25 protein-coding genes and 1 pseudogene are annotated in these 26,561 nt (G+C 54.1%); 11 read left to right on the top strand and 15 right to left on the bottom strand.

What is annotated here, in order from left to right; genetic code table 11:
• Positions 1-61 precede the first annotated feature (61 nt).
• Positions 62-340, bottom strand: coding sequence for a SulP family inorganic anion transporter (locus QC823_RS14345; protein ID WP_309657031.1), 279 nt, complete (start codon positions 338-340; stop codon positions 62-64).
• Here QC823_RS14345 and QC823_RS14350 point away from each other — a divergent pair.
• Positions 296-403: a hypothetical protein gene (locus QC823_RS14350; protein WP_309657032.1), complete on the top strand. Its 108-nt coding sequence runs from the start codon at positions 296-298 to the stop codon at positions 401-403. The two genes, QC823_RS14345 and QC823_RS14350, sit on opposite strands and share 45 nt — an antisense overlap.
• A gap of 802 nt (positions 404-1,205) precedes the next feature.
• Here QC823_RS14350 and QC823_RS14355 read toward each other — a convergent pair.
• From QC823_RS14355 to QC823_RS14390, 8 genes are all read right to left on the bottom strand, one after another.
• Positions 1,206-1,607 (bottom strand): DMT family transporter, encoded by a 402-nt coding sequence (locus QC823_RS14355; protein WP_479715094.1) that lies wholly within the window; start codon positions 1,605-1,607, stop codon positions 1,206-1,208.
• 305 nt (positions 1,608-1,912) lie between these two features.
• The gene (speB, locus tag QC823_RS14360; RefSeq protein ID WP_309657033.1) at positions 1,913-2,875 is read right to left on the bottom strand and encodes an agmatinase; all 963 of its coding nucleotides are present in this window, start codon (positions 2,873-2,875) and stop codon (positions 1,913-1,915) included.
• A gap of 63 nt (positions 2,876-2,938) precedes the next feature.
• The gene (locus QC823_RS14365) at positions 2,939-3,691 is read right to left on the bottom strand and encodes an SDR family NAD(P)-dependent oxidoreductase (protein ID WP_309657034.1); all 753 of its coding nucleotides are present in this window, start codon (positions 3,689-3,691) and stop codon (positions 2,939-2,941) included.
• A complete protein-coding gene (locus QC823_RS14370) occupies positions 3,688-4,467 on the bottom strand; it encodes an SDR family NAD(P)-dependent oxidoreductase (RefSeq protein WP_309657035.1) in 780 nt (259 codons plus the stop codon). Before QC823_RS14370 ends, QC823_RS14365 begins: the two co-directional genes overlap by 4 nt.
• A complete protein-coding gene (locus QC823_RS14375) occupies positions 4,464-5,240 on the bottom strand; it encodes a creatininase (RefSeq protein WP_309657036.1) in 777 nt (258 codons plus the stop codon). The genes QC823_RS14370 and QC823_RS14375 overlap by 4 nt, the downstream gene beginning before the upstream one ends.
• Positions 5,241-5,281: 41 nt before the next feature.
• Positions 5,282-6,136 carry an ABC transporter ATP-binding protein gene (locus QC823_RS14380; protein ID WP_309657037.1) on the bottom strand — a complete coding sequence of 285 codons (855 nt, stop codon included), beginning with the start codon at positions 6,134-6,136 and terminating at the stop codon, positions 5,282-5,284.
• Positions 6,136-6,960 carry an ABC transporter permease gene (locus tag QC823_RS14385; RefSeq protein WP_309657038.1) on the bottom strand — a complete coding sequence of 275 codons (825 nt, stop codon included), beginning with the start codon at positions 6,958-6,960 and terminating at the stop codon, positions 6,136-6,138. Before QC823_RS14385 ends, QC823_RS14380 begins: the two co-directional genes overlap by 1 nt.
• A gap of 94 nt (positions 6,961-7,054) precedes the next feature.
• Positions 7,055-8,140: an ABC transporter substrate-binding protein gene (locus QC823_RS14390; RefSeq protein ID WP_309657039.1), complete on the bottom strand. Its 1,086-nt coding sequence runs from the start codon at positions 8,138-8,140 to the stop codon at positions 7,055-7,057.
• Between the two features lie 332 nt (positions 8,141-8,472).
• On the opposite strand from QC823_RS14390, the gene QC823_RS14395 reads away from it, so the two are divergent.
• From QC823_RS14395 to QC823_RS14415, 5 genes and pseudogenes are all read left to right on the top strand, one after another.
• Complete coding sequence (locus QC823_RS14395; RefSeq protein WP_309657040.1) at positions 8,473-9,408, top strand: LysR family transcriptional regulator; 936 nt, start codon at positions 8,473-8,475, stop codon at positions 9,406-9,408.
• Positions 9,409-9,819: 411 nt separating this feature from the next.
• A pseudogene (locus QC823_RS14400) lies at positions 9,820-10,119 on the top strand (IS66 family transposase); the annotation flags it as partial.
• Between the two features lie 257 nt (positions 10,120-10,376).
• On the top strand, positions 10,377-11,657 hold the full coding sequence (gene aptA, locus QC823_RS14405; protein WP_309657068.1) for an omega-aminotransferase AptA: 1,281 nt from the start codon (positions 10,377-10,379) through the stop codon (positions 11,655-11,657).
• A gap of 61 nt (positions 11,658-11,718) precedes the next feature.
• Positions 11,719-13,215, top strand: a complete 1,497-nt coding sequence (locus QC823_RS14410; protein WP_309657041.1) for a CoA-acylating methylmalonate-semialdehyde dehydrogenase — start codon at positions 11,719-11,721, stop codon at positions 13,213-13,215.
• 105 nt (positions 13,216-13,320) lie between these two features.
• Positions 13,321-13,941 carry a TetR/AcrR family transcriptional regulator gene (locus tag QC823_RS14415; protein ID WP_309657042.1) on the top strand — a complete coding sequence of 207 codons (621 nt, stop codon included), beginning with the start codon at positions 13,321-13,323 and terminating at the stop codon, positions 13,939-13,941.
• A 123-nt stretch (positions 13,942-14,064) separates the two neighbouring features.
• On the opposite strand, the gene preA is transcribed toward QC823_RS14415, so the two are convergent.
• The 4 genes from preA to QC823_RS14435 are packed head-to-tail and all read right to left on the bottom strand — an operon-like array spanning position 14,065 to position 19,187.
• On the bottom strand, positions 14,065-15,432 hold the full coding sequence (gene preA, locus QC823_RS14420; RefSeq protein ID WP_309657043.1) for an NAD-dependent dihydropyrimidine dehydrogenase subunit PreA: 1,368 nt from the start codon (positions 15,430-15,432) through the stop codon (positions 14,065-14,067).
• Positions 15,429-16,808: an NAD(P)-dependent oxidoreductase gene (locus QC823_RS14425; RefSeq protein WP_309657044.1), complete on the bottom strand. Its 1,380-nt coding sequence runs from the start codon at positions 16,806-16,808 to the stop codon at positions 15,429-15,431. The genes preA and QC823_RS14425 overlap by 4 nt, the downstream gene beginning before the upstream one ends.
• A gap of 39 nt (positions 16,809-16,847) precedes the next feature.
• On the bottom strand, positions 16,848-18,287 hold the full coding sequence (gene hydA / locus QC823_RS14430; protein ID WP_309657045.1) for a dihydropyrimidinase: 1,440 nt from the start codon (positions 18,285-18,287) through the stop codon (positions 16,848-16,850).
• Between the two features lie 33 nt (positions 18,288-18,320).
• On the bottom strand, positions 18,321-19,187 hold the full coding sequence (locus QC823_RS14435) for a nitrilase-related carbon-nitrogen hydrolase (RefSeq protein WP_309657046.1): 867 nt from the start codon (positions 19,185-19,187) through the stop codon (positions 18,321-18,323).
• A gap of 523 nt (positions 19,188-19,710) precedes the next feature.
• Between QC823_RS14435 and QC823_RS14440 the strand changes: the two genes are divergently transcribed.
• The gene (locus QC823_RS14440) at positions 19,711-21,225 is read left to right on the top strand and encodes an NCS1 family nucleobase:cation symporter-1 (protein ID WP_309657047.1); all 1,515 of its coding nucleotides are present in this window, start codon (positions 19,711-19,713) and stop codon (positions 21,223-21,225) included.
• Between the two features lie 58 nt (positions 21,226-21,283).
• Here QC823_RS14440 and QC823_RS14445 read toward each other — a convergent pair whose 3' ends face one another.
• Positions 21,284-22,189, bottom strand: a complete 906-nt coding sequence (locus QC823_RS14445) for a LysR family transcriptional regulator (protein WP_309657048.1) — start codon at positions 22,187-22,189, stop codon at positions 21,284-21,286.
• A 228-nt stretch (positions 22,190-22,417) separates the two neighbouring features.
• Complete coding sequence (locus QC823_RS14450) at positions 22,418-23,341, bottom strand: LysR family transcriptional regulator (RefSeq protein WP_309657049.1); 924 nt, start codon at positions 23,339-23,341, stop codon at positions 22,418-22,420.
• Positions 23,342-23,500: 159 nt separating this feature from the next.
• Between QC823_RS14450 and QC823_RS14455 the strand changes: the two genes are divergently transcribed.
• From QC823_RS14455 to QC823_RS14470, 4 genes are read left to right on the top strand one after another with little or no spacing between them, the layout of a single operon-like run.
• A complete protein-coding gene (locus QC823_RS14455) occupies positions 23,501-24,328 on the top strand; it encodes a transporter substrate-binding domain-containing protein (protein WP_309657050.1) in 828 nt (275 codons plus the stop codon).
• Positions 24,329-24,354: 26 nt separating this feature from the next.
• A complete protein-coding gene (locus tag QC823_RS14460; protein WP_309657051.1) occupies positions 24,355-25,011 on the top strand; it encodes an amino acid ABC transporter permease in 657 nt (218 codons plus the stop codon).
• 13 nt (positions 25,012-25,024) lie between these two features.
• Entirely contained in the window at positions 25,025-25,723 is a 699-nt protein-coding gene (locus QC823_RS14465; protein WP_309657052.1) for an amino acid ABC transporter permease, read from the top strand.
• Positions 25,710-26,528, top strand: coding sequence for an amino acid ABC transporter ATP-binding protein (locus QC823_RS14470; RefSeq protein WP_309657053.1), 819 nt, complete (start codon positions 25,710-25,712; stop codon positions 26,526-26,528). Before QC823_RS14465 ends, QC823_RS14470 begins: the two co-directional genes overlap by 14 nt.
• The last annotated feature ends 33 nt before the right edge of the window (positions 26,529-26,561 follow it).

The raw sequence follows: 26,561 nt of genomic DNA on the forward strand, positions 1-26,561 counted from the left end.
ATACGTCGTTCGATAGCCTCAACGCGCCCACCATGCAGACGTAAAGCGCTAAATAATGGCCCTACCACTGCCGCGATGAATGAGGCGGGATAACGGCAGATATCGGCGAACGAGCGCCACTGCGAATGTTGGTTGTGGCGGCTGTTGCTGTAATACCGCCAAAAAGAGGGGCCAAAATATTTCCCAGTCCCTGTCCGATTAACTCAGCGTTGGGATCATGCTTGGTCTTTGTTAGGCATTGCGATGATAAAGGCGAAGAATTAACATTATATGTTAATGCAATGGAGGAATGATAATGGAAAAGAAAACTGCTCGGCTCACTTTGCTCATAGATCCACAAAAGAAACAGGCTTTTGAGCAATTATGCGCTTCACAGGATCTAACGCCTTCCCAAGTAGTGTGACAAATGATTCGGGATTATCTGAATAAGCATGGAGTGGATTACCAAGCACAAATAACTGAAAGTGAGGGAAACAAGTCCAGCTGATCTCAGCACTGTCTCAGACATGGTCAAAGGGCTTAGTGACGTTTTTCATAGAATTAGTCATATCCGGCGAGTGGCGGCCTTAAAGCGCTAAGATTGATTCTGCAATAATCATAGCTCGCAGAATACACCGCACCATAACTCTCAAATTGTAGCGATGAGAAAATTACAGACTTTATGCTTTGAGCTTTTTGTCAAAAACATAATTAATTGATGCTGATATTGAAACCCCGGGAGCATGGTCGTCGAGGTGCCATCATAGGCAAACCGAACACACCCCTTACTTGAGATGGAAACATGCAACCTCCACGAGTCTGTCATTAGTGTTGGCCATCCGGTGGGTGGCCCCAGTCATCAAGCGATGTCTAGCCGAGGATAGCGCTGCAAGAGGTAGAAGCGATGAAGAGTGAAGCCGCTACGTTCGCCTAGCAGCAGGGCGTTGCGGAAGTTCGGGTCGGCGACAATGCCTGTACCCAGCCGGTCCGCTTGTTTGTGGAAGTGACTGCCGCTCTCATAGGAGAGGTGGCGACCGTCCTCGTGTTCATGGGTATGTCCGTGGCCCTTCTGAACATTCTCATGCAGGGAAATCGAACAGGTAGAAAAATTCTCATTACAGTGATTAGCGGGCTTAAACAGGGCTTGGAAGCCATAAGTTCTACTATAAAAGCGAGTTTCAAGGCCGTTTCGAGGCCAAAGGTCAGAGTTTCTGTACAATTTTGTGTTACACGCTTGATAGCTTCATCAATACTAATCCTGAAACGATGAGGATTACGGCCATGATTCTCGCCGCATTAACCGGTTCAGCCAAAAATGTAATTCCGACCAGAAAAGCGCCTACAGCCCCTATACCCGTCCAGATTGTGTAGGCAGTTCCGAGTGGAATAGTTCGCATGGCGACGGCTAACAGCCAGAAGCTGGCCACCATTGCAGAAATCGTGATGAGTGATGGTATGAGCCGGCTGAATCCATGAGATTGCTTCATTGTGTAAGCCCACACAATTTCAAGGACACCGGCAACGAGAAGATAAATCCAAGGCATTGACTCTCCGAAACATAATGAGGCCAGGTCGTCCTCCTTATAAAAGAAGATCAAATAATCTGCGAGGGAAGGCAGATCAACCATGTTATCCGTTGGGGCGAATGTTTGTGGTCTAGATTGAAAGAATGGCGATTATGGAGACGTCGGTAACATGACTCTTGTGCCAGCGCACTGCTGGGCTGCCCTGAGCCCTCCAGAGTTGCACAGGCTATAGTGCCGCCCTCAAGAGAGCGACTCACGCCGGAAAAATATTCCGTCAACGATCTCAACGCGACGTGCTTCCGACCGTCTCAACCAGATGATCCAGGGTTGTTTGAGTTTGAGGTGCGGGACTACCTCGAATGCCGCAACCGTTGGAGACGCACTTGGTCTGTTGCCCCATCCAACCATCAGCGGCGCTTGGCGACCGCATCGGCCAAGACACACAACAGCTCGAACATCAGCGTCGCCCCTGTCAGGGCGGTGATGCCCGAGGCGTCGAATGGCGGCGACACTTCCATGACGTCGGCACCCACCAGGTTGAGGCCGCGCAGGCCGCGAATCATTTGCTGGGCTTCCCGCGTCGTGAAACCGCCGACCTCGGGCGTACCAGTGCCGGGGGCATAGACCGGGTCCAGGGCGTCGACGTCGAACGTGACGTAAGTCGGCGTCTTTCCCACCACGCGGGCAATTTCCGCGTTCACCTTCTCCGGGCCCAGATCGAAATACTCCTCGATCTCGATGATGCGAATGCCTTGCTCGAAGGCCCAGTCAAGGTCGCTCGCGTCATATAAGGAGCCGCGAATACCGATCTGGATGATGCGTTTGGGATCGAGGATACCCTCCTCGATGGCGCGACGGAAGGGCGTGCCATGGGTGTAGGGATTATCGCCGAAATAGCTGTCGTTGGTATCGGAATGCGAATCGAACTGGACCAGCGCCATCGGCTCATCGCGGGCGATACCGCGCAGGATCGGCAGGGTACCGAGATGGTCGCCTCCGGCGGTCAATGGCACTGTCCCGGCACGATGCACCTGTCGATAGAACTCGCTGGTCCGTTCGAGCGTATCGCGAATATCGATCGGGTTGACCGGCGCGTCACCCAAGTCGGCGATACGGCACAGGTCGTAGGGCGCGATGCGACTCGCCTGATGCACCAGCCGCATCATGGTCGAATTGTTGCGGATCTCGCGCGGTCCGTGGCGCTGGCCGACGCGATTCGTCGAGCCGCTGTCCCAGGGCAGACCGATCAGCGCAATGTCGACCTCGGCCGGATCCTCGATTTGCGGCAATCGCATGAAGGTGGAACGTCCGGCGAAGCGTGGCACCTCGCTACCGCTCAGAGGCCGGAAAAAAGACGTATCGTGAGCCATCGTAAGTTTCCTTTATGGATGTTGATATAGGGAGATAGAGATTAAAAAGACGCTAGTATAGTGTCATGTCATAACGCTGCCGCCGTTGACGCCATAGGTCTGACCGGTAATGAAGGTGGCCTGTGGTCCCGCCAGGAAGGTGACCATGTTGGCGATCTCCTCGGGACGGCCAATGCGTGCCAGCGGGATGTCGCTTTCCTTCTGGCGTTGCGTCTCGCTCATCACCTCGGCGCCGAGCATGTCGGTGTCGACGGGGCCGGGCGCAACGGCATTGACGAGAATTCGCGGTGCAAACTCCAGGGCCCAGGCGCGTGTCATGGCGCCGGTCCCCGCCTTGGAGGCGCAATACGCGGTATTGCGCTCGCGGCCCAGGTACCCCAGGTCGGAGGCGATATTGATCACGCGCCCCCTCCCATGCTGCACCATATGGCGGATCGCTTCGCGGCCCACCACGAAGGTGCCGCGCAGGTTCACCGCGATAACCGCGTCGAAGGCCTCGACGGTGGTATCCAGCAAGCCAGCCTCATGCAGAACGCCGGCGTTGTTGACGACGACGTCCAGGCCACCGAGACCCTCGATCGCATGATTGACCATCTCGATGGCCTCGGCCTCCACCGAGACATCCGCCTCGATCGAGAAGGCTCCGGCATCATGCGACTGCACAGCAGCTAAGGTGACCGCGGCCGCGGCGTCATCTCCATGATGACCAAAGGCCACTGTCGCGCCTGTCGATGCCAGCGCGATGGCGGTAGCACGGCCGATACCCCGCGACCCGCCGGTAACCAGTACGCGTACCCCTGCAAGCGTATCGTTCATGCCATCACCTCCCCGCGATCAATCGGGATCGCCTGGCCTGTTACATTGGCGGCGGCCTCAGAGGCGAGATACAGGTACAGGCCCGCCACATCGTCAGGCTCCATCAAGCCTTCCAGCGACTGGTCGGCAGCAATCGAATCGACCAGTGTGTCCTCACTGACCCCCTGCTCCTGGGCCATCACCGCCAGAGAGCGAAGCGAGGCTTCGGTGCGCACCCAGCCCGGGCAGACGGCATTGACGCGGATCGAGCGTGGCCCGAGTTCTCGAGACAGGGTGCGCGAGAGGCCTATCAACGCATGCTTGGAAGCCACATAGGCGGCAAAACCGGGAACGGCGGTGCGACCCCAGATCGAGGAGGTGATGAGAATTCGTCCGCCGGCGCGCATATTCGGCAGCGCTGCCCGCGTCACCCACCAGGTGCCCATGACGTTGACGTCGATGATGTGTGCGAATGCATCGTCGATAGCGCCATGGTCGTCTTCGACCGGCGTTGGCAGTTCCACCCCGGCATTGTTGACCAGCACATCGAGCCGACCGATACCCTCTAAAGCGCCTCTGACGGCACGACGATCCGTGATATCACAGCGCTGTGCCCAGACGTCACTCCCAGTTTCCACCGCAATCTCCCGTGCCGCCTGTTCGATCCCGGCATCCTCGGCAAGCACACAGACACGAGCGCCGGCAGTCGCGAAAGCCTTCGCCACGGCAAACCCGATACCGCGACTGCCGCCTGTGACGAGCACCGTCTGGCCATTGAAATCAAAGGAAATCGTCATCGTCCCCTCCCGATGAGCTCGCGTCGCACGGCAGTCGTCATATCGCGGCGATATTGCTCCACCATGATGGCACCTTTCTCGGGGCTAGCCAGTGCGGCCGAGGTGAGAGCACCCGATGCCGGGACCCACTCCTGACGTGACGGCCAGACATCATAGGGCGGCGCCTCCATGGGCGCGTTATCGGGAATTCGGTCAGTCCGCACCAGCTCGGGATAAAAATGCATCATCAGCGACGTTTCGAGCACCGCGGCATGTTCCAGTTCTATCCCGGGAAAACCATCCGGAAAAACTACGTCAAGGGTATCTCGGGTCAAGAACTCCCAATGCTGCAGACACATGACCCGCAGGCCGGTGTCACCGACCTCGCGCATTGCCAGATCGATTCCTTCGTTGAGGAACCAGAGGTTCTCGAAATGACCGTCGATGACACAGATACGACGTACGCCATGACGCGCCAGTTCACGAATCACATCGCGGACTACGGCAATCAATGTGGCTCCATCTAACCCGGTGCTGCCGGGAAAGGAAGGGCCGCCCCCGGTGCGCGGCATCGACTTATAGCCATAATTGATCGGCGGGGCGACGATACCGTTGATCTCGTGCGCCACCATCGCGGCAATGGCTGTTGGCAACAGGTGGTCCACGCCCATGGGAAGGTGAGGCCCATGTTGTTCCAGCATGCCGGTCGGTAGAAACACCACCGGCCCGTCCTCGAGGCACGCGCCGAATTCGGGCCACGTCATCTCTGCCATAAAAACTGTCGATTGCGTCATCGGGTCTCTCTCGTAATCATGTTCACTGCTGCCACACACTGTCATGGTGTGGTCTCGTCGCTACCCTGTTCCCGCATCAGCTGCAGGATATGGCGCTCTAGGTCACTGTATCCGGGCAGTCCTATCAGCTCCTCTTTCTGACCGATCCGGCGTCCCTGCTTGAACGAAGGAATGATCTCTTCGTGAACCCGACCCGGGTGGCGCGACATGAACTCGATCCGGTCGGCCAGGAAGATGGCTTCCTCGATATCATGGGTCACCACCAGCACTGTGGTGTTGGCGGCCTCGACGATGCCCATCATCAATTCCTGCATCTGCCAGCGCGTCTGCGCATCAAGTGCACCGAACGGCTCATCCATCAATAGGATCGACGGAGCGTTGGCAAGCGTGCGGGCGATCGCCACACGCTGTTTCATGCCGCCGGAAAGATGTCGTGGATATGTCCCGGCGAAACGACTCAGTCCCACCAGTTCGATGAAGTGCTCAGCCCGCTCACGTCGCTCTTGCTTGGGAACATGGTTCAAGCGCATGCCGTATTCGACATTCTGCTGAACGGTCAGCCAGTCGAAGGAAGTGTAGGCCTGGAACACCATTCCTCGCTCCTGTCCCGGACCGACGATCGGTTCGCCATCGAGCGTCAGCTCTCCCGTAGTCGGTTGTTCCAGCCCCGCCACCATGCGCAGCACCGTGGACTTGCCACAGCCCGAAGGCCCCAGCAGTACACAGACTTCATTTTCACGAGTATCGAAGTTGACATTGGCAATCGCCTCAATGGTCTCTCCATGTGGGAGATGAAACGACTTGCCGACCTCATTCAGCCGAAGCTTGGGGGCCTCAGCGACATCGCGTGAAGGGCCGGCTGCCGACGGCATATCATCATTCATTGGCCGGTTCATCAGTCGCCCTCCTGACCGAGATAGGGAAAGAGCACGCGCTGACTCCACCGGAACAATAGGTCAAATGACAGACCGAGCACGCCGATGATCAGAATACCGGCCATGATCTCGTCGGTATTTAGGAAGCGACGCGCCCGCATCATCATGGCGCCGATACCGGTTGTCGAGGCAATGATCTCGGCGATCACCAGGTAGGTCCACGCGATCGCCAGCATTTGTCTCATCGACGTCAGAACATTTGGCAGCACTGCCGGTACGACGACCGTCCAGAGAATTTGCCACCGCTTACCGCCAAGTGTCATGGCGGTTTCGATAAGCTCTGTGCGTACCTGGCTCGTATGGTCCATGATCAAGGTGGTCAGAAAGAAAATGACCCCAAGGAACAACAGCGCTAGTTTGGGCAATTCGCCCGTACCGAACCACATCAGCAGGATGGGAATGAAGGCGGGAGCCGGCAAATAGCGCCATGCCGACACGAATGGGTTGAACAGCGCCTCCACCGTCTTGAACGATCCCATCAGGATGCCGAGAGGAATCGCAATAATGCAGGCCACCAGAAAACTTCCGACGATGCGCGCAATACTGATGCCGACATCGCCCAGGAAACTGCGCTCGGCGAACAGCTCATAGAGGGTGGCGACCACGTCGACCGGCGAAGGCACCAGCAACGCATTGACCCACCCGCGGGACACCGCCGTTTCCCACAGCCCGAAAAACACGATCCATACCAGGGCGCCCAACACGAGACGCCATCCTCGCGGCACTGGCGTCAGGAACTCAAACCAGCGTGATCGGTAGGCACGTTGTCTGGACGCATCCGCCATTCTTATTCTCCGTCAGTAAGAGGTTTTCGTTTAGAAGACCGAGTTGAACCATGCCAAGGGACACACTGCCAGAGACGACATGTCCCATTCGGCATCAACGCGCCGACATGGACTGGCGATAACCGCTTTCGACCAGGTCAGCGGTCAAGCTGCAATCGACGCCCTTTGCAGCATCGTGCACCTCATCCATCAAACCCAGCGTTACCCACCACTCGTTGGTTCGCTCGACACTCTGCACCATGGAACCATTCTCGATGCCATGCGGTGGTTCGCCGTCAAGCACCCCGCAGATCCGCGCTGTTTCATCAAAATCAAGCATGTAGAGGCCATCGTCGAGGTATTTACCATTGGTTCCCACCACCGACTCGATATCGGCCACCGGCCACTGGAGGTAATCCGAAAACAGCTGATTTACTTCTTCGGTATTGTCATGCCAGTACTGCAAGGCATCGAAGCGAGCACGGATCATGTCCATGGCCGCTTGTCGCTGTTCACTGATGAACGTCTTGTTCATGTACATCGCATCCATGAAGATGCCGGTGTCGAGGTAGTAGGGTTCGGCGGTATTCGCCGCGATTTCAGCAGTATCGAGATTTTCCAGAACGCGCGTGACCCATGGTTCATACATGTAAGCCGCTGCCAGATCGCCCGACATGACCGGCCCCACGGCTTCGTCGGCATTCAGGTTCACCCATTCGACGTCATTCGGGCTAAGGCCTTCTCGATCGAGCCACATACCCATTAATATTTCGCCGATGTAAGCTTGCGGTGCCCCGACCTTCTTTCCTTGCAGCTCTTCTGCGCTCATGTCATCGGCGATCAGTACCTTGTCGACGCCGTAGGAAATGTTGAGGTGAGATACCAATACCGTGTCTATGCCGCGCTCGATGGCGAAAGGGGTGTATTCGGCAGTACTGAGGTAGACGTCGATCTGGCCCACGGCAAGCGCCGCATGGCCACCAAGAGGGTCTTCGAAGATCGTCAGGTTGAGGTCATAATCGTCGGCGAGGTCTTTCTGCCGTGCAACCTCCAGAAACGAAAAACCTGGCCATGACACATTGAGGCCGATATTGATCGTGTCATTGTCCTGAGCGGCAGCGACGCTTGGCAACATCACGGCGGAAGCACATAGCAGGGTGGCGATAGCAGTTGTTTTTCTTGGAAAAAGAACGTTGCTCATATTATTGTCCTCGGTATGACAAGACGTTTGATCACGATAGCAATGGCCATTCGATCCTGGCGGAATGCCGGTTGCTACCCGACGGGTAATCTCTTGATTGAAATTGAGCATATCCCGTAGGGGTTGATCGAACCATTACCGAATCAAAAACCAAGGTTTTAATCAGTCAAAAGTATTCTTATCGCTTCATTTAAGTGCATTTTTTCAGTTTTTGCTGTTATTTGGTGCGATTTCAACAAAGCAAGCTAGACCTTGCCAAGGCAACCAAAACAGACTAGTTTTTAACTTTTGTTTGGTTCATTTTAAATGTTTAACGATAGCTAACGGCTCACATGACGGCTCGACACTCAAACGTTCCGAACCTCACTGACTTCGATCTCAAGCTTCTGCGTGTCTTTCATGCTGTGGTTCAGGCTCAGGGACTTGCACCGGCCCAGCAGGTGTTGGGGTTATCGCTGTCAACGATTAGCATCCAGCTCAAACAACTTGAGGAACGCCTTGGCTTCACCCTTTGTGAGCGCGGGAGAAAAGGGTTCGCGTTAACGGAAGAAGGTGAGCGAATTCACCAGAGCTTGACACCCCTATTCGACTCGGTCGCCGGCTTTCGCGACGTGGTGGCCGAGGTTCGCGGCAACCTGACCGGCGATTTACATTTCGGCGTCGTTGACGCGCTAGCAACGAATCAGGCGGCACCGTTGCCCAAGGGCTTCCAGAATTTTACCGAGCTCGCGCCCGAGGTTCATCTTAACGTGGATATCTCATCACCGGAGGAGCTCATCCAGGGGCTGGTCGACGGGCGCTATCACTGCATCCTGACCCCCGTCGAGCCCACACATGACTCTGTCGACAGCGTGCCGGTGTTCAAGGAGCGCCAACAACTCTATTGCGGCGCTGAACACCCGCTATTCAATGAAACCGACCCGACTCGTATCTTGGACGCCCTGAAGCGGACGACATTGACGGACAAGAGCTATGCCTCCCTGCCCTCCATCAACAATCCACGCTTCACCGCTGAAGGCCCTACTGTCTCGCACATGGAAAGCAATGCCCTGCTCATCCTCAGTGGGCGCTACATTGGTTACCTGCCGAAACACTATGCCGATCACTGGGTCAACGCTGACCTGATGCGTGTACTCCTTCCCGACACACCGAGCTACGAAAGCCAGTTCTACCTGTGTACCAGCAAGCATCATAGCTCCCGCTCAGCCGATGTCTTTCGTCAATGTATGGTCGACGTGCTGCTGACAGAATTAAGCTGCTCTTCTTGATCTAACCATCTCGGTCGAATCATCTGAAGTGGTCCACTTCAGATGACGAGACGCCCTACGGGGAGATCGAGTTAGACCTCGCTCTGGGTGACAAGAGCCACTTCAGGAGGCCGCAAAGAGCCAGAGTCAAAAACGCGCTGACGTCGATCTAATCCTCAATTTAGGGGCTTATCTCTGGTGTCGACACTCTACGCCTTCACCAGGCGCTTGAGCTCCTCATGGTAGTCTTCCAACACCCGTTTTGGTTGGGGGGTGATGGCGCTGTAATGAGTGAGATAGAGCCAGCGCTCAAGGTTTAAGAGCTGCATCTGGCCGTCTCACACCCATCTCTCGGCAAGGTCAAGCTGATGGCGGATCAGTTGGCAACCAATAGCTGCAACAGCATCAAGCCACCTTCGCAGGATCCCATCCGCACGCAATCTGCTCAAATGCCTCCAGGTGTACAAGGACGACGTGCTGTGTTTTCTCGAAGACCCCACCGCGCCCTTCACCAACAACCAGGGAGAGCGTGATCTGCGTATGACCAAGGTCCAGTAGTAGATCTTGAGCTGTTTCCGCTCCTGGGAAGGTGCTGAGATTTTCTGTCGGATGCGCATTTTCCTCTCGACGGCGGTCAAGCAGTGCCTGTCGGCCCACACGGCACTGGAACAGTTGTTTGCTGGTGAGGTGTCTGCGTTTATGCGACAGGATGAGATAAGTCAGGCAGCGTGAGCTAAACAGCTACAAGATTTTAAACCCGTATTGTGGTTGCGATAAGAGAAGTGAAGTTACGTATAGAATAGCTAACGTGAACAATAGGAGAAGATGATTTTATAAACATTTGTATTGGTCCATCCTGAATAAAATGACTTACAGCGATGGAGCCAAATACCATGTTGGACATAGGCAACGGAACAACACACCCAGTATCTAAAAAGCCTCTCGAAGAAGAAGCACCGTTAGAGAGTATCCTTAACCAACACTACTGGATGCCGTTTAGCGCCAACCGCGATTTCCACGCCAACCCGCGTGTTATCGTTGGGGCAGAGGGGCGTTATTACATTGATGATCAGGGGCGAAAGCTGTTCGATTCGCTCTCTGGCCTATGGACTTGCGGTGCGGGCCACAACCGTGAAGAAATCCAAAAAGCGGTAGCCGCGCAACTAGGCACGCTCGATTTTGCCCCAGGCTTTCAGATGGCCCACCCGCTGGCGTTTAAGCTGGCGGAAAAGGTTGCGAGCCTGACGCCAGTCGGGCTGGATCACGTCTTTTTCACCAACTCCGGTTCAGAAGCCGCTGATACCTCGGTTAAGATGGCCAAGGCCTACTGGCGGCTAAAGGGTAAGCCCGAGAAAACCCGCATGATTGGCCGCGCCAAGGGTTATCACGGCGTCAATATTGGTGGCACCAGCCTAGGCGGTATTGGTGGCAACCGTAAACACTACGGCCAGTTGATGGATGTTACTCATCTACCTCACACACTGCAGGCGGGCCACGCCTTTACCCGTGGCCAAGCCCAAACGGGTGCTGAGCTTGCCGATGCGCTGCTGGATCAAATCGCACTTCACGATGCCTCGACCATTGCCGCCGTGATTGTCGAGCCCATGTCGGGCTCTGGGGGCGTGATTGTGCCGCCGAAAGGGTATTTGGATCGGCTGCGCGAAATCTGTACCGCCCACGACATTCTGCTGATTTTTGATGAAGTGATTACCGCCTTTGGGCGCAGCGGAGCCACCACCGGAGCCGAAGCGTTTGGCGTTACTCCGGACATCATGAACGTGGCAAAACAGTTGACCAATGGTGCCGTGCCGATGGGGGCAGTGATTGCTTCCAGCGAGATTTTCGACACATTTATGCACGTAGGCGGTGCCCAGCATGCCATTGAGTTTCCCCACGGCTATACCTACAGCGCCCACCCCGTGGCCTGTGCCGCGGGGATTGCCGCGCTTGAAATAATGGAGCGGGAAAATTTCCCCGCCCAGGTTAGCGCTATCACACCCACCTTTGAGCAGAAGCTGCACGCCTTGAAAGGCCACAGCCATATTGTGGATATACGCAACTACGGCTTAGCCGGAGCGGTTCAGCTGGCCCCGCGCAACGGAGACCCGACGATTCGCCCGCGGGATGCGCACATGGCGCTCTGGGAGGCTGGTTTCTATGTGCGCTATGGCGGCGACACGCTGCAGTTTGGCCCCCCGTTTGGCACCACCGAGGCCGAACTAGAGCGGTTGTTCGACGCAGTGGCCACCACCTTGGATTCATTAGCATAAGACTCGTTAGCCTAACGTTCGCGGCTATCATTTACTGATCTACCCTTTAGAGAGTGTCAACATGAGCATTGTTTCCCACCTGATTAACGGTGAGCTAGTAAAGAGCCAGCGCACGCTGGACGTGACCAATCCTTCCACGGGTAAGATAGTTCGCCACGTGGCAGATGCCAGTGAGGCGGATGTCGAGCGTGCCATGGCCGCCGCTCAGGCAGCCTTTCCCGCCTGGCGCGATACGCCACCTGCCAAGCGTGCCCAGGTGATGTACCGCTTTAAGCAGTTGCTGGAAGAGCACGCCGACCGCTTAGTGCAATTGGTTAGCGAAGAACACGGCAAAACCCCCGAAGACGCCATGGGCGAGCTTAAGCGCGGGATTGAAAACGTTGAGTACGCCTGCGGCGTGCCAGAACTATTAAAGGGTGAGTATTCCCACAACGTTGGGCCGGGTATTGATGCGTGGTCTAACTTTCAGCCGTTAGGCGTGGTGGCGGGCATTACCCCATTTAACTTCCCCGCCATGGTACCGCTGTGGATGTACCCCATGGCGATCGCCTGCGGCAACACCTTTATCCTCAAACCCTCGGAAAAAGACCCGTCGGCTACCATGGCCGTTGCCGAACTGCTGCAAGAAGCGGGGCTGCCTAAAGGGGTTATGAATGTGGTACACGGCGGTCGCGAAGCGGTGGAAACACTGCTGGATGCTAAAGCTGTCAAAGCCATTTCGTTTGTGGGCTCTACGCCGGTGGCAGAAGCGATTTACGCACGCGGCTCCGCGGCGGGTAAGCGTGTTCAGGCCTTGGGCGGGGCGAAGAACCACGCCGTGGTACTGCCGGACGCCGACATAGAGAACGCTGCCAATACGCTAATGGGTGCCGCGTACGGTAGTTGCGGCGAGCGCTGCATGGCGATCTCGGTGGCGGTATGTGTCGGTGATGAAACCGCTGACCGCTTAGTTGAAACGCTGCTACCGAAAATTGCGGAGCTTAAGGTGGGGCCCGGTACCGAAAAAGGTTTGGACATGGGGCCGTTGGTGACGGCAGAACACCGTGACAAGGTGCTCGGGTTCATCGAAGATGGCGTAAACGCAGGCGCTAAGCTGGTTGCTGATGGCCGCAGTTTAACAGTGGCGGGCCATGAGGAAGGCTACTTTGTGGGTGGTTGCTTGTTCGATAACGTCACCGCCGAGATGCGCATCTACCAGGAAGAGATCTTTGGCCCGGTGCTCTGCGTGGTGCGGGTGGGCAGCCTGGATGATGCGATGCAGCTGATTAACGACCACGAGTATGGTAATGGCACCTGCCTGTTTACCCGTGATGGCGAAGCCGCTCGCCGCTTCACAGATGGTATCGAGGTTGGCATGGTGGGGGTGAACGTACCGCTGCCCGTACCGGTGGCCTATCACAGCTTTGGCGGCTGGAAACGGTCGCTGTTTGGCGACCTGCACGCTTATGGTCCTGACTCGGTACGTTTCTATACGCGCCGCAAAGCGGTTTCCCAACGCTGGCCTTCGGTTAGTGAAGCCACGAAGGCAGAGTTTTCATTTCCTACTAATCAGCGTTGACGCCGTGCGCTAACTGCGCCATCTTCTCTGCACCATCGCTTTACGGTGGTGCATTTTTTTGTGCGTAATTTTCAGCAGCAGTCAGGGTCGTGAAGGAATAGCAGCGTGGCGAGAACTCAGGACGAAATTCGGCAAACGAATGAAAAAAAAATCCTTCAGGCTGCCGAGCAGTTGTTCGCCGAAAAGGGTTATGCCGGTGCCTCAATGGGGGAAATTGCTCAACTTGCGAAGTTACCTAAGTCTAACGTGCATTATTACTTTTCAACGAAAAAAGTGCTTTACAAAGAGGTCTTGCTACAACTTTTAGAGGTATGGAAGCAAGATGCACTATGCTTTGAATTTTACGACGACCCCCGGGTAGTGCTCTCTACCTATATTCGCTCCAAAATGATGCACTCTCGTTATCGCGCCTCAGGCTCAAAAGTATGGGCTACCGAGGTAATGCAGGGCGCACCGATACTCAAAAATCAATTACGCGATAATCTTTACGAGTGGACTAAGCTGAAAGAGTCGAAAATTCACGAATGGGTGGATTCCGGGCAGATCAATTCCGTCGAGCCTTCCTACCTGCTCTATATGATCTGGGCCTCGACCCAACATTATGCCGATTTTGACTATCAAATTTCGCTGCTTAACGACGATAAGCCCCTCGACGATATTCAGTTTGAGAAAGCCGTGCAGTCAGTGACAGCCGTGATTTTACGAGGCATTGGGCTGACAGCTTAGTACTTGCACCGGGTGTGCTAGATTCGGCATGGCGCAAGTTGAAAACGTGTCAGTGTGTGAAGCATGGCAACCAGTGAATAAAGCGCTGTGGCGTTACCCACTGGTGCAAGGTAGGAGATGTTTTTAACTTGCCGCGCGGAAAGGGTTGCGCGGGTCGTTATCCCAGGCCAGGAAGGGTTGGCCGGTTTCCTGGGGCACCATGGTGATACAGTTCTCCACCGGGCAGGTGATCTGGCAGAGGTTGCAGCCTACGCACTCCTCTTCAATCACCTCGTAACGGCGTGCGCCGTCCTGCTCGGTGAGCTTGGCAATTGACTGGTGGGAGGTGTCCTCGCAGGCGATATAGCAGCGACCGCACTCGATACACAGGTCCTGGTCGATCTTCGCGATGGTTTTGAAGTTAATATCCAGATGTTTCCAGTCGGTGGTTTGCGGTATCGCTTTACGCGAGAACGCTTCAATCGAGTCGTAGCCCTTTTCCGCCATCCAGCGGGAGAGGCCGTCCTTCATTTCTTCCACGATTCTGAAGCCGTTAAGCATGGCCGCCGTACACACCTGCACGCTGCCCGCGCCGAGGGCGATAAATTCCGCCGCATCCCGCCAAGTGGAAATGCCGCCGATGCCGGAAATAGGCAGCGTGGGCGTTGCTGGGTCGCGGGCGATTTCCGCCACCATGTTCATCGCAATCGGCTTAACAGCGCTGCCGCAGTAGCCGCCGTGAGTGCTCTGGTTGCCCACTGTGGGTTTGGCGACCATGTTATCAAGATCAATACTGGTGATGGAATTGATCGTGTTAATCAGCGACACCGCATCGGCACCGCCCCGCAGCGCCGCTTGGGCACCCACACGAATATCGGTGATATTAGGCGTGAGTTTTACAATCACTGGTTTGGAGTAGTGCTTCTTACACCAGTAGGTGACTTTCTCGATCAGGTCGGGGTTTTGACCTACCGCAGCGCCCATGCCGCGCTCCGGCATGCCGTGGGGGCAGCCTAGGTTAAGCTCAATGCCGTCAGCACCGGTGGCTTCCACTAGCGGCAGAATGTAGGCCCAGGCCTCCTCGTTACAGGGCACCATAATAGAGACGATCAGCGCGCGGTCTGGCCAATCCTTTTTCACTTGCGTGATCTCTTGAAGATTGATCTCCAGCGAGCGGTCGGTAATCAGCTCGATATTATTAAAGCCGATCACCTCGCCATTCTGACCGTAATGGGCGGAGTAGCGCGACGAAACGTTCACCGCCGGCGGCTCTTCGCCGAGGGTTTTCCACACCACGCCGCCCCAGCCCGCTTCATAGGCGCGCACCACGTTGTAGGCCTTATCAGTGGGCGGCGCAGAAGCGAGCCAAAACGGGTTGGGGGCTTTGATGCCGGCAAAATTCACCGAAAGATCAACGCCATTGACGACGCTCTCGCCGCCGCTTTTTTTAAACGGGTTGCCGTTGAAAGCGTCGGTGTTGGATGAACTGGTGTTGAAGGATTTAGTACTCATGCGGCCTCCTGCTTAGCGGTTAGCGCCTGATGAATGGCGTGCGCCGCCAGTTTGCCGTGCTGCACGGCTTGTACGGTAAGATCCTGACCGGGCTTCACGCAGTCGCCGCCGGCATAAACGTTGGGCAGCGAAGTGCGGAACATGTCATCGACGTGGATGCGTTCGCCTTCCCGGACAAGCTCGTTGGCGATGGCATCGCTGAGACTTTCGCCATCAAAGCCTTGGCCGATAGCTTTAAAGATGGCATCAGCGGCAACCTCGAAGGTTTCCCCAGTGGTGGTTAAGCGGCCCGCTTGATCACAGGTCTTGGCAAAGCGCATCCCGGCCACTCGGCCCTGATCATCTAACACAATCTCATCGGGCTGTGCCCAGGTAATCATGCGGACGCCGTTGGCCTTGGCGATCTCTTGTTCATGATCGGTGGCAGACATCGCTTCTACGCCACGGCGGTAAACGAGTGTCACTTCGCTGGCCCCTAAGCGGGTCATTTGTGTGGCCATATCAATCGCGGTATTGCCCGCGCCAATCACGATGCAGCGCTTAGCGACCGCAAGAGTGCCCAAGTCGTCGGCTTGGCGCAGGGTTTTGATGTAGTCCACCGCAGGCATTAGGCCAGGGGCATCTTCCCCGGTGAGCCCCAACGCTCGGCTGGCACCAAGACCCAAGCCTAGGAAGACGCTGTCATACTGCTGGTGCAGGGTGTCGAGGGTGAGATTATCGCCTAAGCGCTGGCCGTACTGGATGTCGATGCCACCGATTTCGAGCAAAAACTCGACTTCCTTGCGGGCGAAGTCATCGGTCATTTTGTAGCGGGCGATGCCGTATTCGTTGAGCCCCCCCGGCTTTTGCTCGGCTTCAAAAATCGTCACTTGATGGCCCAGCATGGCGAGGCGATGCGCGCAGGAGAGCCCGGCAGGCCCTGCGCCTACCACGGCAATATGACGGCCAGTCGTGGCGGCACGCTTAAACGGGTGGCTCTCAAACTGCATATTGTCGGTGGCGTGGCGTTGGAGCAGGCCGATGAGCACCGGCTGGCACTCGGCGTCGTGGTTGCGCACGCAGCTGCGCTCGCAGAGGATTTCAGTAGGGCACACGCGGGCACAGCTGCCGCCAAGAATGTTGGCTTCTAGAATGGTTTCCGCCGCGCCGTTGATGTTGCTTTCGCTGATTTGGCGGATAAAGCGGGGGATGTCGATTTCCGACGGGCACGCCTCAACGCAGGGTGCATCATAGCAGTAGAGGCAGCGCTGACTTTCGATCATCGCTTGGCGTGGTGTCAGCGGTGGGTGCAGGTCGCTAAAGTTACTGTCCAGCGTCGCTGGGTCGTATCTGCCGACCTCTTTTGCGCTGGGTAAATGATCAAGTGAATGGGTCACGGTCGTTTCTCCATTGCTCTGTACTTCAGTGAGGGCGGATTAGCGCGTTACCGCGACGGGCGCGTTGAGCTCATTACGCTTGGCGAGCAGTTCAAACACGCCGGGGTAGGCGGGGCGCTCTAAATAGCGGCCTGCACCGCGCTCGGCGCGTAGGTCGCCGTCGCGCCATACCCATTTCCCTTGACTAATCGTGTGGCGGGCGATCCCGCGAACCGTTTTGCCCTCGAAAATGTTGAAATCGACGTTTTGGTGATGGGTTTTGGCAGAAATCGTCCGTGTACCGTTAGGGTCCCACACTACAATGTCGGCATCCGCCCCCACTTGAATGGCGCCTTTGCGCGGGTAGAGGTTGAAAATTTTGGCCGTGTTAGTGGAGGTGATAGCCACAAACTCCTGGGGCGAGAGCTTGCCGCTGTTCACGCCTTCATCCCAGATCACCGCGAGGCGGTCTTCCACCCCGGCGGTGCCGTTGGGGATCTTGGTGAAGTCATCTTTACCCGCAGCTTTTTGCTCTTCGCAGAAGCAGCAGTGGTCGGTGGCGGTGGTTTGCAAGTTGCCAGATTGCAGGCCGTGCCACAGCGCTTCTTGATGGCCTTTGGGGCGGAAGGGTGGGCTCATCACATGAGCGGCTGCGGTTGCCCAGTCCGGGTGCTGATAAACGCTGTCGTCAATTAATAAGTGACCCGCTAAGCACTCGCCAAACACGGGGTGGCCCTGTTGGCGGGCGTAGGCGATTTCATCCACAGCATCTTTGGTGGAAACGTGTACCAAGTACACCGGTGCGCCGAGTGTGCTGGCAATGCGAATCGCTCGGCTGGCGGCTTCGCCTTCTACCTGGGGCGGACGGGAGAGGGGGTGAGCTTCTGGCCCGGTAATGCCCTGAGCCAGCAGCTTCTGCTGCATGTGATAAACCAGTTCGCCGTTTTCAGCGTGAACCGTGGGCACCGCGCCCAGCTCCAGACAGCGCGAAAAGCTCTCCACCAGGATGTCATCGGTGGCCATAATCGCGCCTTTGTAGGCCATAAAGTGTTTAAAGCTGTTGACGCCATGCTCGCGCACTAGCGTACCCATCTCTTCTTTAACGCTCTCGTCCCACCAGGTAATTGCCACATGGAAAGCGAAATCGGTGGCGGCTTTTTCTGCCCATCCTTGCCATGTTTCAAAGGCTTCTAAGAGTGATTGGCCTGGGCTTGGAATCACAAAATCGATAATGGTGGTGGTGCCACCCGCCATGGCGGCGGCGGTGCCGGTGTAAAAATCCTCACTGGCCACCGCGCCCATAAACGGCATCTGCATGTGAGTATGCGGATCGATACCGCCGGGCATCACCAGCTGGTCGCTGGCATCGACAATCTCGCAATCGGCTGGAACATCTAAATCGGTGCCGATGGCGTGAATTTTACCGTCAACACACAGCACATCGGCGCGGTAGGTATCGGCATGGGTGACGACGGTGCCGCCTTTGATCAATAGGCTCATGGTTTGCTCCTGAGTAGCGTTGACTGAGAGGGCTTATTCGCCGTCGGTGAGACGGGTGTAGGTCTCGGGGCGACGGTCGCGGAAGAACTGCCAGTTGTTGCGTACCTCCCGCACCATGTCTAAGTCGATCTCATGCACCAGCAGCTCGTCTTCAGTTTCGCTTGCCTGAGCTTCGATTTTGCCGCGTGGGTTCACGATGTAACTGGAGCCGTAGAAATCACCGATATTCCACGGTGCTTCGGTTCCCACGCGATTGATTGCGGCGATGAAGCAACCGTTAGCCGCCGCGGAAGCAGGCTGCTCAAGTTCCCATAAATATTGGGAAAGCCCTGCCACTGTCGCGGAAGGGTTGAAAATCACCTCGGCACCGTTGAGCGCCAATGCTCGCCAACCTTCTGGGAAGTGGCGGTCGTAGCAGATATACACACCGATTTTGCCGTAGGCGGTATCAAATACCGGCCAGTTGGATTTGCCCGGTTTAAAGAAGAATTTTTCCCAAAAACCAGCCACTTGAGGGATATGTGTTTTATGGTATTTGCCCAGGTAGCTGCCATCGGCATCAAACACCGCAGCGGTGTTGTAGTAAATGCCGGTTTCGGTCTCTTCATAGATGGGAACGATGATTACCATGCGGTGCTTGGCTGCCAGCTTCTGCATCATCTGGCAGGTCGGGCCTTCCGGTACACTCTCAGCGGCGGCGTACCATTTACCGTCCTGGCTGGGACAAAAGTAGGGTTGATTAAATACTTCCTGAAAGCAAAGCACCTGCACGCCCTGTTCCGCCGCTTTCTCAATCATCGGTAGGTGTGCTTCGTTCATGGCGTCACGAATCGCTACGGGTTCCAAGTCAGTGCTGGTTTTTAGGCCCATTTGAATCAGGCCGATTTTCATCTTTTGCATACAATTTTTCCTCTTATCTTAACGAGACATCAATTTTTAATTGGGTTTGAGCGCCACCTATAAAGCTGACAGATAAGACAGCTTTTATTAAAAATAGCGCTTAACGTTTGAGCTTAGCAAGAGGATAAAGATTATTTTTTGATTGCTTTGCAATGCATTGAATTATAAGAACTTTTATTTCGGTGCCGTTGTTTTTCACTATTTTGGTGACGGCTTGTTTCATTTTGGTGCTTTTATTTTATTCATTTAAATCAATAAGTTAATTAATTAAAAAAGAGGTTTCATTGATTAAAAATGCTTAAAATTGGTGCAAATATTTTTTAATTGAAATTTATTTTGTCGCACTTATCTTTTTTCAGAATTCGATGAGCAGCTATAAAGCCAACTGGAAAATTCCTGTCCTTGAAGACAGCTTTTTTATCAATAAGTTAAGTGTTGATGCCGTAACTTTAGGCATGCTTATTGCTTAGCAATTTCAGTAACCGTGAGATTTTCTGATAAACGCATTGCTGAGGAGGCAAGCATGACCAAAACAACGTCTCAAATGGTAGATCGAGAAGGGCTAGTAGAGCTGGAGGTGGGCGACGATGTTCGCAACAGTGCACGTTTTAATCAGGACATTGCGCCGACCCAAGCGCGCGAACGCACCTGGAGCAAATGGAATATCGCTGCGCTTTGGGTGGGCATGGCAATTTGCGTGCCGACTTATACGTTGGGAGGTGTATTAACCGCTTATTTTGGCCTAAGTGTAGGGGAGGCGCTGTTCGCCATTTTCTTGGCCAACGTCATTGTGCTATTGCCACTGACATTAAATGCTTTTCCTGGCACGAAGTTTGGTATTCCTTTTCCCGTGGTATTGCGCTCGTCGTTTGGTATTTTGGGTTCCAACGTACCGTGTTTGGTGCGCGCGCTGGTAGGCTGCGGATGGTTTGGTATTCAAACCATGTTTGGCGGTCTGGCTATTCATTTGCTGCTTTCAGAACTTATACCGGCGTGGGCCGCACTGGGTGGTGTGGGCGAAGTAATTGGCTTCTTTGTCTTCGGCGCGATGAATCTTTATGTGGTGATTCGTGGTGCAGAGTCGATCAAGTGGTTAGAAACCTTGGCCGCGCCGCTGTTATTGGCGGTGGGTATTGGCTTGATGGTGTGGGCATGGCCCCACACCTCAATGACAGAGCTTCTGGCACAGCCACCATCGCGTCCTGAAGGTGCCTCTGTGTATGGTTATTTTTTTGCTGGTCTCACCGCAATGGTCGGCTTCTGGGCCACTTTGTCGCTTAATATTCCAGATTTTAGCCGCTTTGCCAAAAGCCAGAAGGACCAAATTGTAGGTCAAGTAATTGGTTTGCCGCTGACGATGTTTTTCTTTGCGTCGCTGGGAGTGGTGATGACTGCAGCATCCGAGACCCTCGTCGGGCAAACCGTGGCTGACCCGGTTCGGCTTATTGGTTTTATCGACAATCCATTTTGGGTCGTGCTGGCGATGCTACTGATTATTATCGCCACGATCTCGACCAATACCGCATCGAATATTGTATCGCCGACCAACGACTTTCAGAACATTGCGCCTAAGATAATTAATCAAACTCGCGGCGTACTAATGACCGGAGCCGTAGGGGTGTTGTTAATGGGCTATGACCTACTTCAAAAAGCAGGCTTGATCCCTCCGGGGGTATCGCTTGAACAGATGTATTCCAATTGGCTGCTCGGCTATTCAAGCTTACTCGGCCCAATTGCAGGCATTATGGCGGTAGATTACTTTTTGATAAAAAAGCAGCGTTTGAATCTCTCTAGCCTGTATTTGGATAATCAAGATTATTCCGCTGTGAATAATGCAGGGTTTATTGCCTTTGTTGTACCAGTAGCGCTCACATTACTATCACTCGTAACGGGCACCATGAATTGGTTTTACGATTACGGCTGGTTTACGGGCTCTGCGTTAGGTGCCATCGTGTATTACGTGGCGAGTCAGGTTTTGGCAACTTCGCCTGTGGTAGGGCCAGTAGCAGCGAAAGCGGCTGATGAACAACTACTCTAATCTAAACCGTTGACTGTAACGCCCGGCCTTGCGCCGGGCGTTTCATGACTGCACGAACTTATGCCGTGGCAGCAATGAAGTGTAAAAATGCATCCACTACACGATTGGGACGACGATCATGGCGAGTAATGAGCATAAAAGGAATACGGTAATGATAGTTGTTAACATGTAAAGCTCGCATCTTACCTGCTGCAACCCACTGGGCGGCAACATGTTCGGGCAAAAATCCTATAAAACGCCCGGTAAGAATTAAAAAAGCTATGCCTTCACGGTCTGAAGCAGAAGCCCGTAAATTTAAGTCGGCGTATACTTCACGCACGTTATTCGGCAGGGGGTAGCGAGGTTTAATAGCGGGATAACTTGCAATCTCTGACGCCGTTAAACGCTCATCACTAATAGGGAAAAGAGGATGTCCTGCAGCACAGTATAAGTAGGAAGGCTCATCGTACAAAAGACGTGTTGCCAAGCTAGTTGGCAGGTTAACAGAGGGCACGACGCCAACGTGTAAATGGCCATCCATTACCCCACGTATTACAGCATCCGATGGCTCCATATGAATATTAACGATCACCTCGTGATGAGGCGCTGTTAATTCAGCCAATGCATCAGTGACGTGCATAGCCGGTAAAGAAACTAAATTATCGGTAATACCAATGTTAAGTTCGCCTTTAATAGTGTGATGCAAGGCGTTAACGTCGCTCTTAAACGTCTCCAGCGCCGTAAGTAACGTAAGGCCCGCCTGATAAATTTCTTTACCCTCTTCGGTTAAGCTAAACCCGCCTCTTCCCCGCTGGCAGAGTGAAAAGCCTAATCGTTCCTCAAGGTCCTTCATGTATTGACTAATAGCAGAGCGGCTGATGCCGAGAGTGGTCTCAGCTGCTGTGAAACCGCCACACTCCACTACCGTTTGGAAAATTCGTATCAAACGTATGTCGTAGTCGCTCACCTGGCCAAGTGAAGGCAAGAAAACTCCCTAATTTTTACCTTAATTAAAAGAAATAATACTGTAGCGGTCTTTTGTGGTTTTTCCCACTCTTACTGGTGTAGGTGTTTGACGAGGAGCTCAGCCAAATAATGGCACTATCATCGCCGTGATGAATAAAGCTGGTCCTTGGATAAAACGATTCAACATTTTTTGCCAGTAAAAGCGATGATGGACAGAATAACAATCACCATAAGAAGTAGCTTCATTTCATTCATTACTATCCACTAGGTGTGATTGTTGCCAAAGCCTGGATACGAGCTCTTGAATAAAGGTACGTACTATAAGAGAAGGACGCCGACCTGCACGAGTAACAACACAAAAAGGAGAGGCGATTTCTACTTGATCAGGCAGGAGCGCTTTGAGTTCACCACGTTCAACCCAATGATTTGCATAGTAATGGGGTAAATTTCCAATAAAATGGCCGCTCAATATCATCAACGCCTGGGCCTCCATGTTGGAGGCATTGGCGCCAACCTGAGCATAGGGAAAGCTCTTAAGCTCTTGAAGATTGGCGTAAGGCCTTACCACGAAAGGATGCTGACTCACTTCCTCCGCCGTGAGTTGTTGACTGTCGCGTTTAAATAGCGGATGGCGTTTTGCGCAATAGATGCCATGCATCTCGGTATAGACCTTGCGATTCTGCAACCCTTCCATTTGGGCAGTTTCAGGCAAGATCCCGAGCTGCACCTCCCCGTTGGCTATTTCACCGATCAAACGGTCAGGGCTATTCACATTGATATTCAGTCGTGCCTTGGGGTTTTTGCGTAAAAACTCACCAATGACGCCTTGCAGATCAAGGTCTACATCCATAATCGTGTTATCGACTACACCTAAGCGCAGGGTGCCATAGACAGAACTACGTAGCTCACTCATCTCACTGTCAAAATCATCGACCGAAGCGAGCAGTAATTTTGCGCGCTCATAAACAATGGCGCCACGCTCAGTCAGCTCAAACCCCTGTCTTCCCCGCCGGCATACGGTAAACCCCACGCGTTCTTCAAGTGCTCGAATATGAAAGCTTACCGCGGATTGGCTCATATGGAGCGCTGTCTGCGCACCGGCAAAACCACGATGTTCGGTGACAGCCAGAAATACGGAAACGCTTTTAAGGTCGGCAGCTGAAAGCTTCATCAGAATGCTCTATGTTAGTGCATTTAACATCAATAAAACGGGAGTGAATATCTAAAAATAGCAATTTTATTGTTGCATAACTCCTGTTTAAATCAAAATGATCTGATCTAGCAAACCTTTGCCGTTGATTCGAGTTTCACCACCCCAAGGAGCACCTCCATGCAACACTTCCAGATGATTACAGCTGGCCTTCTGATTGGCGTTAGCTTCGCCTCCACAGCCCATAGCGACTTGCTTGATGACATTCGCTCAGACGGCACCTTTACCGTCGGCACTGAATCGCGTTTTGCCCCATTTGAATATATTGAAGATGGCGAAATTGTCGGCTACTCCGCCGATATCATGGAACTCATCATGCTTGAGCTTGAAGGCGTGGAGCTAGTCCGCATGGATCTTCCCTGGCAAGGTATTTTACCGGGCCTAGAGCGCGAACGTTTTGATTACGTGGTTACTTCGGTTACTGCCACTCCAGAACGCATGGAGCGTTACCACTTAAGCGCACCAATTGCCGATGCCACCATGGCGATTCTTAAACGCAAAGGCGAAGACGATATCAGCTCTCCTGAGGATATCGCGGGAAAAGTTGCCGCTGCACAGGCTGGTTCAGCTCAGTTGGAAGCACTGGAGGCGTTAGCTGCAGAGCTAGAGGAAGCTGGGACGCCTGTTGAGGACATTCGCACTTACACTGGCGTCGATGAAGCCTATGCCGAGTTGGGAACCGGCCGGGTCGATGTCGTCATCAATAGCTTGCCTAACCTTCTGGAAGCTGAGCGTACTCGCCCAGATGTCTTTGAGGTCGTCGGCACGTTTGGTGATCCGGTCTACTTCTCATGGGCGGGCCGTGATGATGAAGAGAGTGCATCGCTTAATGCCTTTATGGACGAGCAAATCCAGCGACTCAATGAAGACGGTACGCTCGCAGAGCTACAGGAAAAATGGTTCGGTTCCCCCATGGATCTACCTAACGAACTTCCTTCCGCTGAATAACCAGCCACTACCGCTCTGAGTGCCTCATGTTTGAGATTCTGCTCAACCACTATCCGGCCCTTGCTGAAGGCTTGATCATCACATTGGTGGTCTCGCTTTCCGCCATCGCATTAGGCTTGGTACTGGGCGTATTGCTGGCTTTCGGATTGATGAGCCGTCATCGCCTATTAGCCTGGCCATGCGGCCTTTATCGAAGCTTTTGGCGAGGTACGCCCATCCTGCTGCAGTTGCTGTTGGTCTACTACCTGCTGCCTGAAGTTGGAATTGAGTTAGCCCCTATTTCTGCCGCAATACTAACGCTCACGTTGAATACTGCGGCTTTTCAATCGGAAATTTTTCGCAGCGGGATCAGCCATATTCCCGCTGGTCAAATTGAAGCGGCCCGTATGGCGGGTATATCGGCCTGGCAAACCCGAAAGCGCATCATCATGCCTCAAGTATTTCGCCTTACGTTGCCACCACTGACGAACGAAATCATCACCATCCTCAAAAACTCATCACTCATCTCGGTTATTGCCGTCACGGAGTTGATGCGGGTTAGCGAGCAAATTGCATCGCGTACGTTTCAGCCACTGGAAACGTACTTGGCGGCTGCGTTGCTTTATCTGGCCGTGAACTTGGTGCTGGCACGCCTCAGCGCTTATTTGGAACGCCGCATGGTTGGCGGTCTCGCCACCGAATAGGGGAGTGCGCTAAATGTTTGATATTGCAATCCTATGGGAAGCGCGTGAGCTTATTCTACAGGGCTTGTGGAACACGGTCTGGATCTGCTTTTTAGGTTGTTTACTGGCCCTTTCTCTAGGCTTGTTGTTGGCCGCACTTAGGCTCGCCAACCCTCAGGTATTCGGCTATCCGGTGGCTTGCTACGTGGAGCTCTGTCGAGGCATTCCGCTGCTGATTCTGCTGTTTTTACTCTATTACGGCGGTCCCAGCATAGGCTTAACCTTAAGCGCGAGTGTCGCTGGTGTTGTCGGCATCGGTCTGTATGGTGCGGGATATTTTGCTGAAATTTATCGCGGTGGCTTCAAGTCGATTCCAAAAGGACACGTGGAAGCGGCGCGAATGCTCGGCATCTCCCCATTTCATGTGTTAACTCGGATCCAGATTCCTCAAATGGCGCGTTTGATTGTTCCGCCAAGCACCAATCAATTAATCATTTTGGTGAAGGAGTCTGCCCTAATATCGATTATCTCGGTCAATGACCTGACGAAAAATGCTACGTCTATTGTCAATGAGACGTTTCATGTCATTGAGCCCTACTTGGCTGTTGCGTTGCTCTACTGGCTGATCATTGAACTGATTGCACGAGGTGGCTATGCACTGGAGAAGCGCTTAGCCAATCGTCAACCACGTCCCATCGAACCACTAGGAGATACCCTCCATGCCAATGGTTGACACCTTAGCGACATCATCGTCTACCCGACAAAAAGCGATTGTCGAGGCACAGGGCATAAGCAAGCAATTTGGCGACCTTGAAGTGCTGACCGATATTGACTTCAGCCTTTCGCCTTCTGAGGTGGTTTGTGTGATTGGGCCTTCTGGCTCTGGCAAATCGACCCTGTTGCGTTGCCTGGCTTTTTTGGAGCCCTATGACCACGGCAGCGTTTACATAGACAGCCAACTGTTGGGCTACGAAGACAGCGGTGGCAAACGAGTCCGCACGAGTGAGAAGCGCGTGGATGAAGTGCGCGCCCCGGTCGGCATGGTGTTTCAGCACTTCCATTTGTGGCCCCATCGCACAGCACTTGAGAACGTGACAGAAGCGTTGCGGCTGGTCAACGGCCTCTCGCGCCGCGAAGCGACCGCGGAAGGCATGGCCATGCTTGAGCAAGTCGGCCTTGCCGATCGCGCTGGGCATTTCCCCGAAAGCCTATCCGGCGGCCAGAAACAGCGAGTCGCCATTGCACGGGCACTCGCAATGAAACCCCGGGTTATGTTTTTCGATGAACCTACTTCCGCTCTCGACCCTGAGTTGATTGGTGAAGTATTGGATGTGATGAATAAGTTGGCTGCCGATGGCATGACCATGGTGGTTGTCACTCACGAAATGGGCTTCGCCGCAAAAGTTGCCGACCGAGTTATCTTTATGGATCAAGGCCGCGTGGTAGAGAGCGGGGCGCCTGACACACTATTCCGTCAGCCCAAAAGCGAACGTCTACAGCAGTTTCTTAATACATGGCGCGAGCGACATATCGATTAACGCAAACGCTTCGGCTATCAACACGAGTTATTC

The organism is Vreelandella vilamensis (assembly GCF_031451755.1).
GTDB lineage: Bacteria > Pseudomonadota > Gammaproteobacteria > Pseudomonadales > Halomonadaceae > Vreelandella > Vreelandella vilamensis.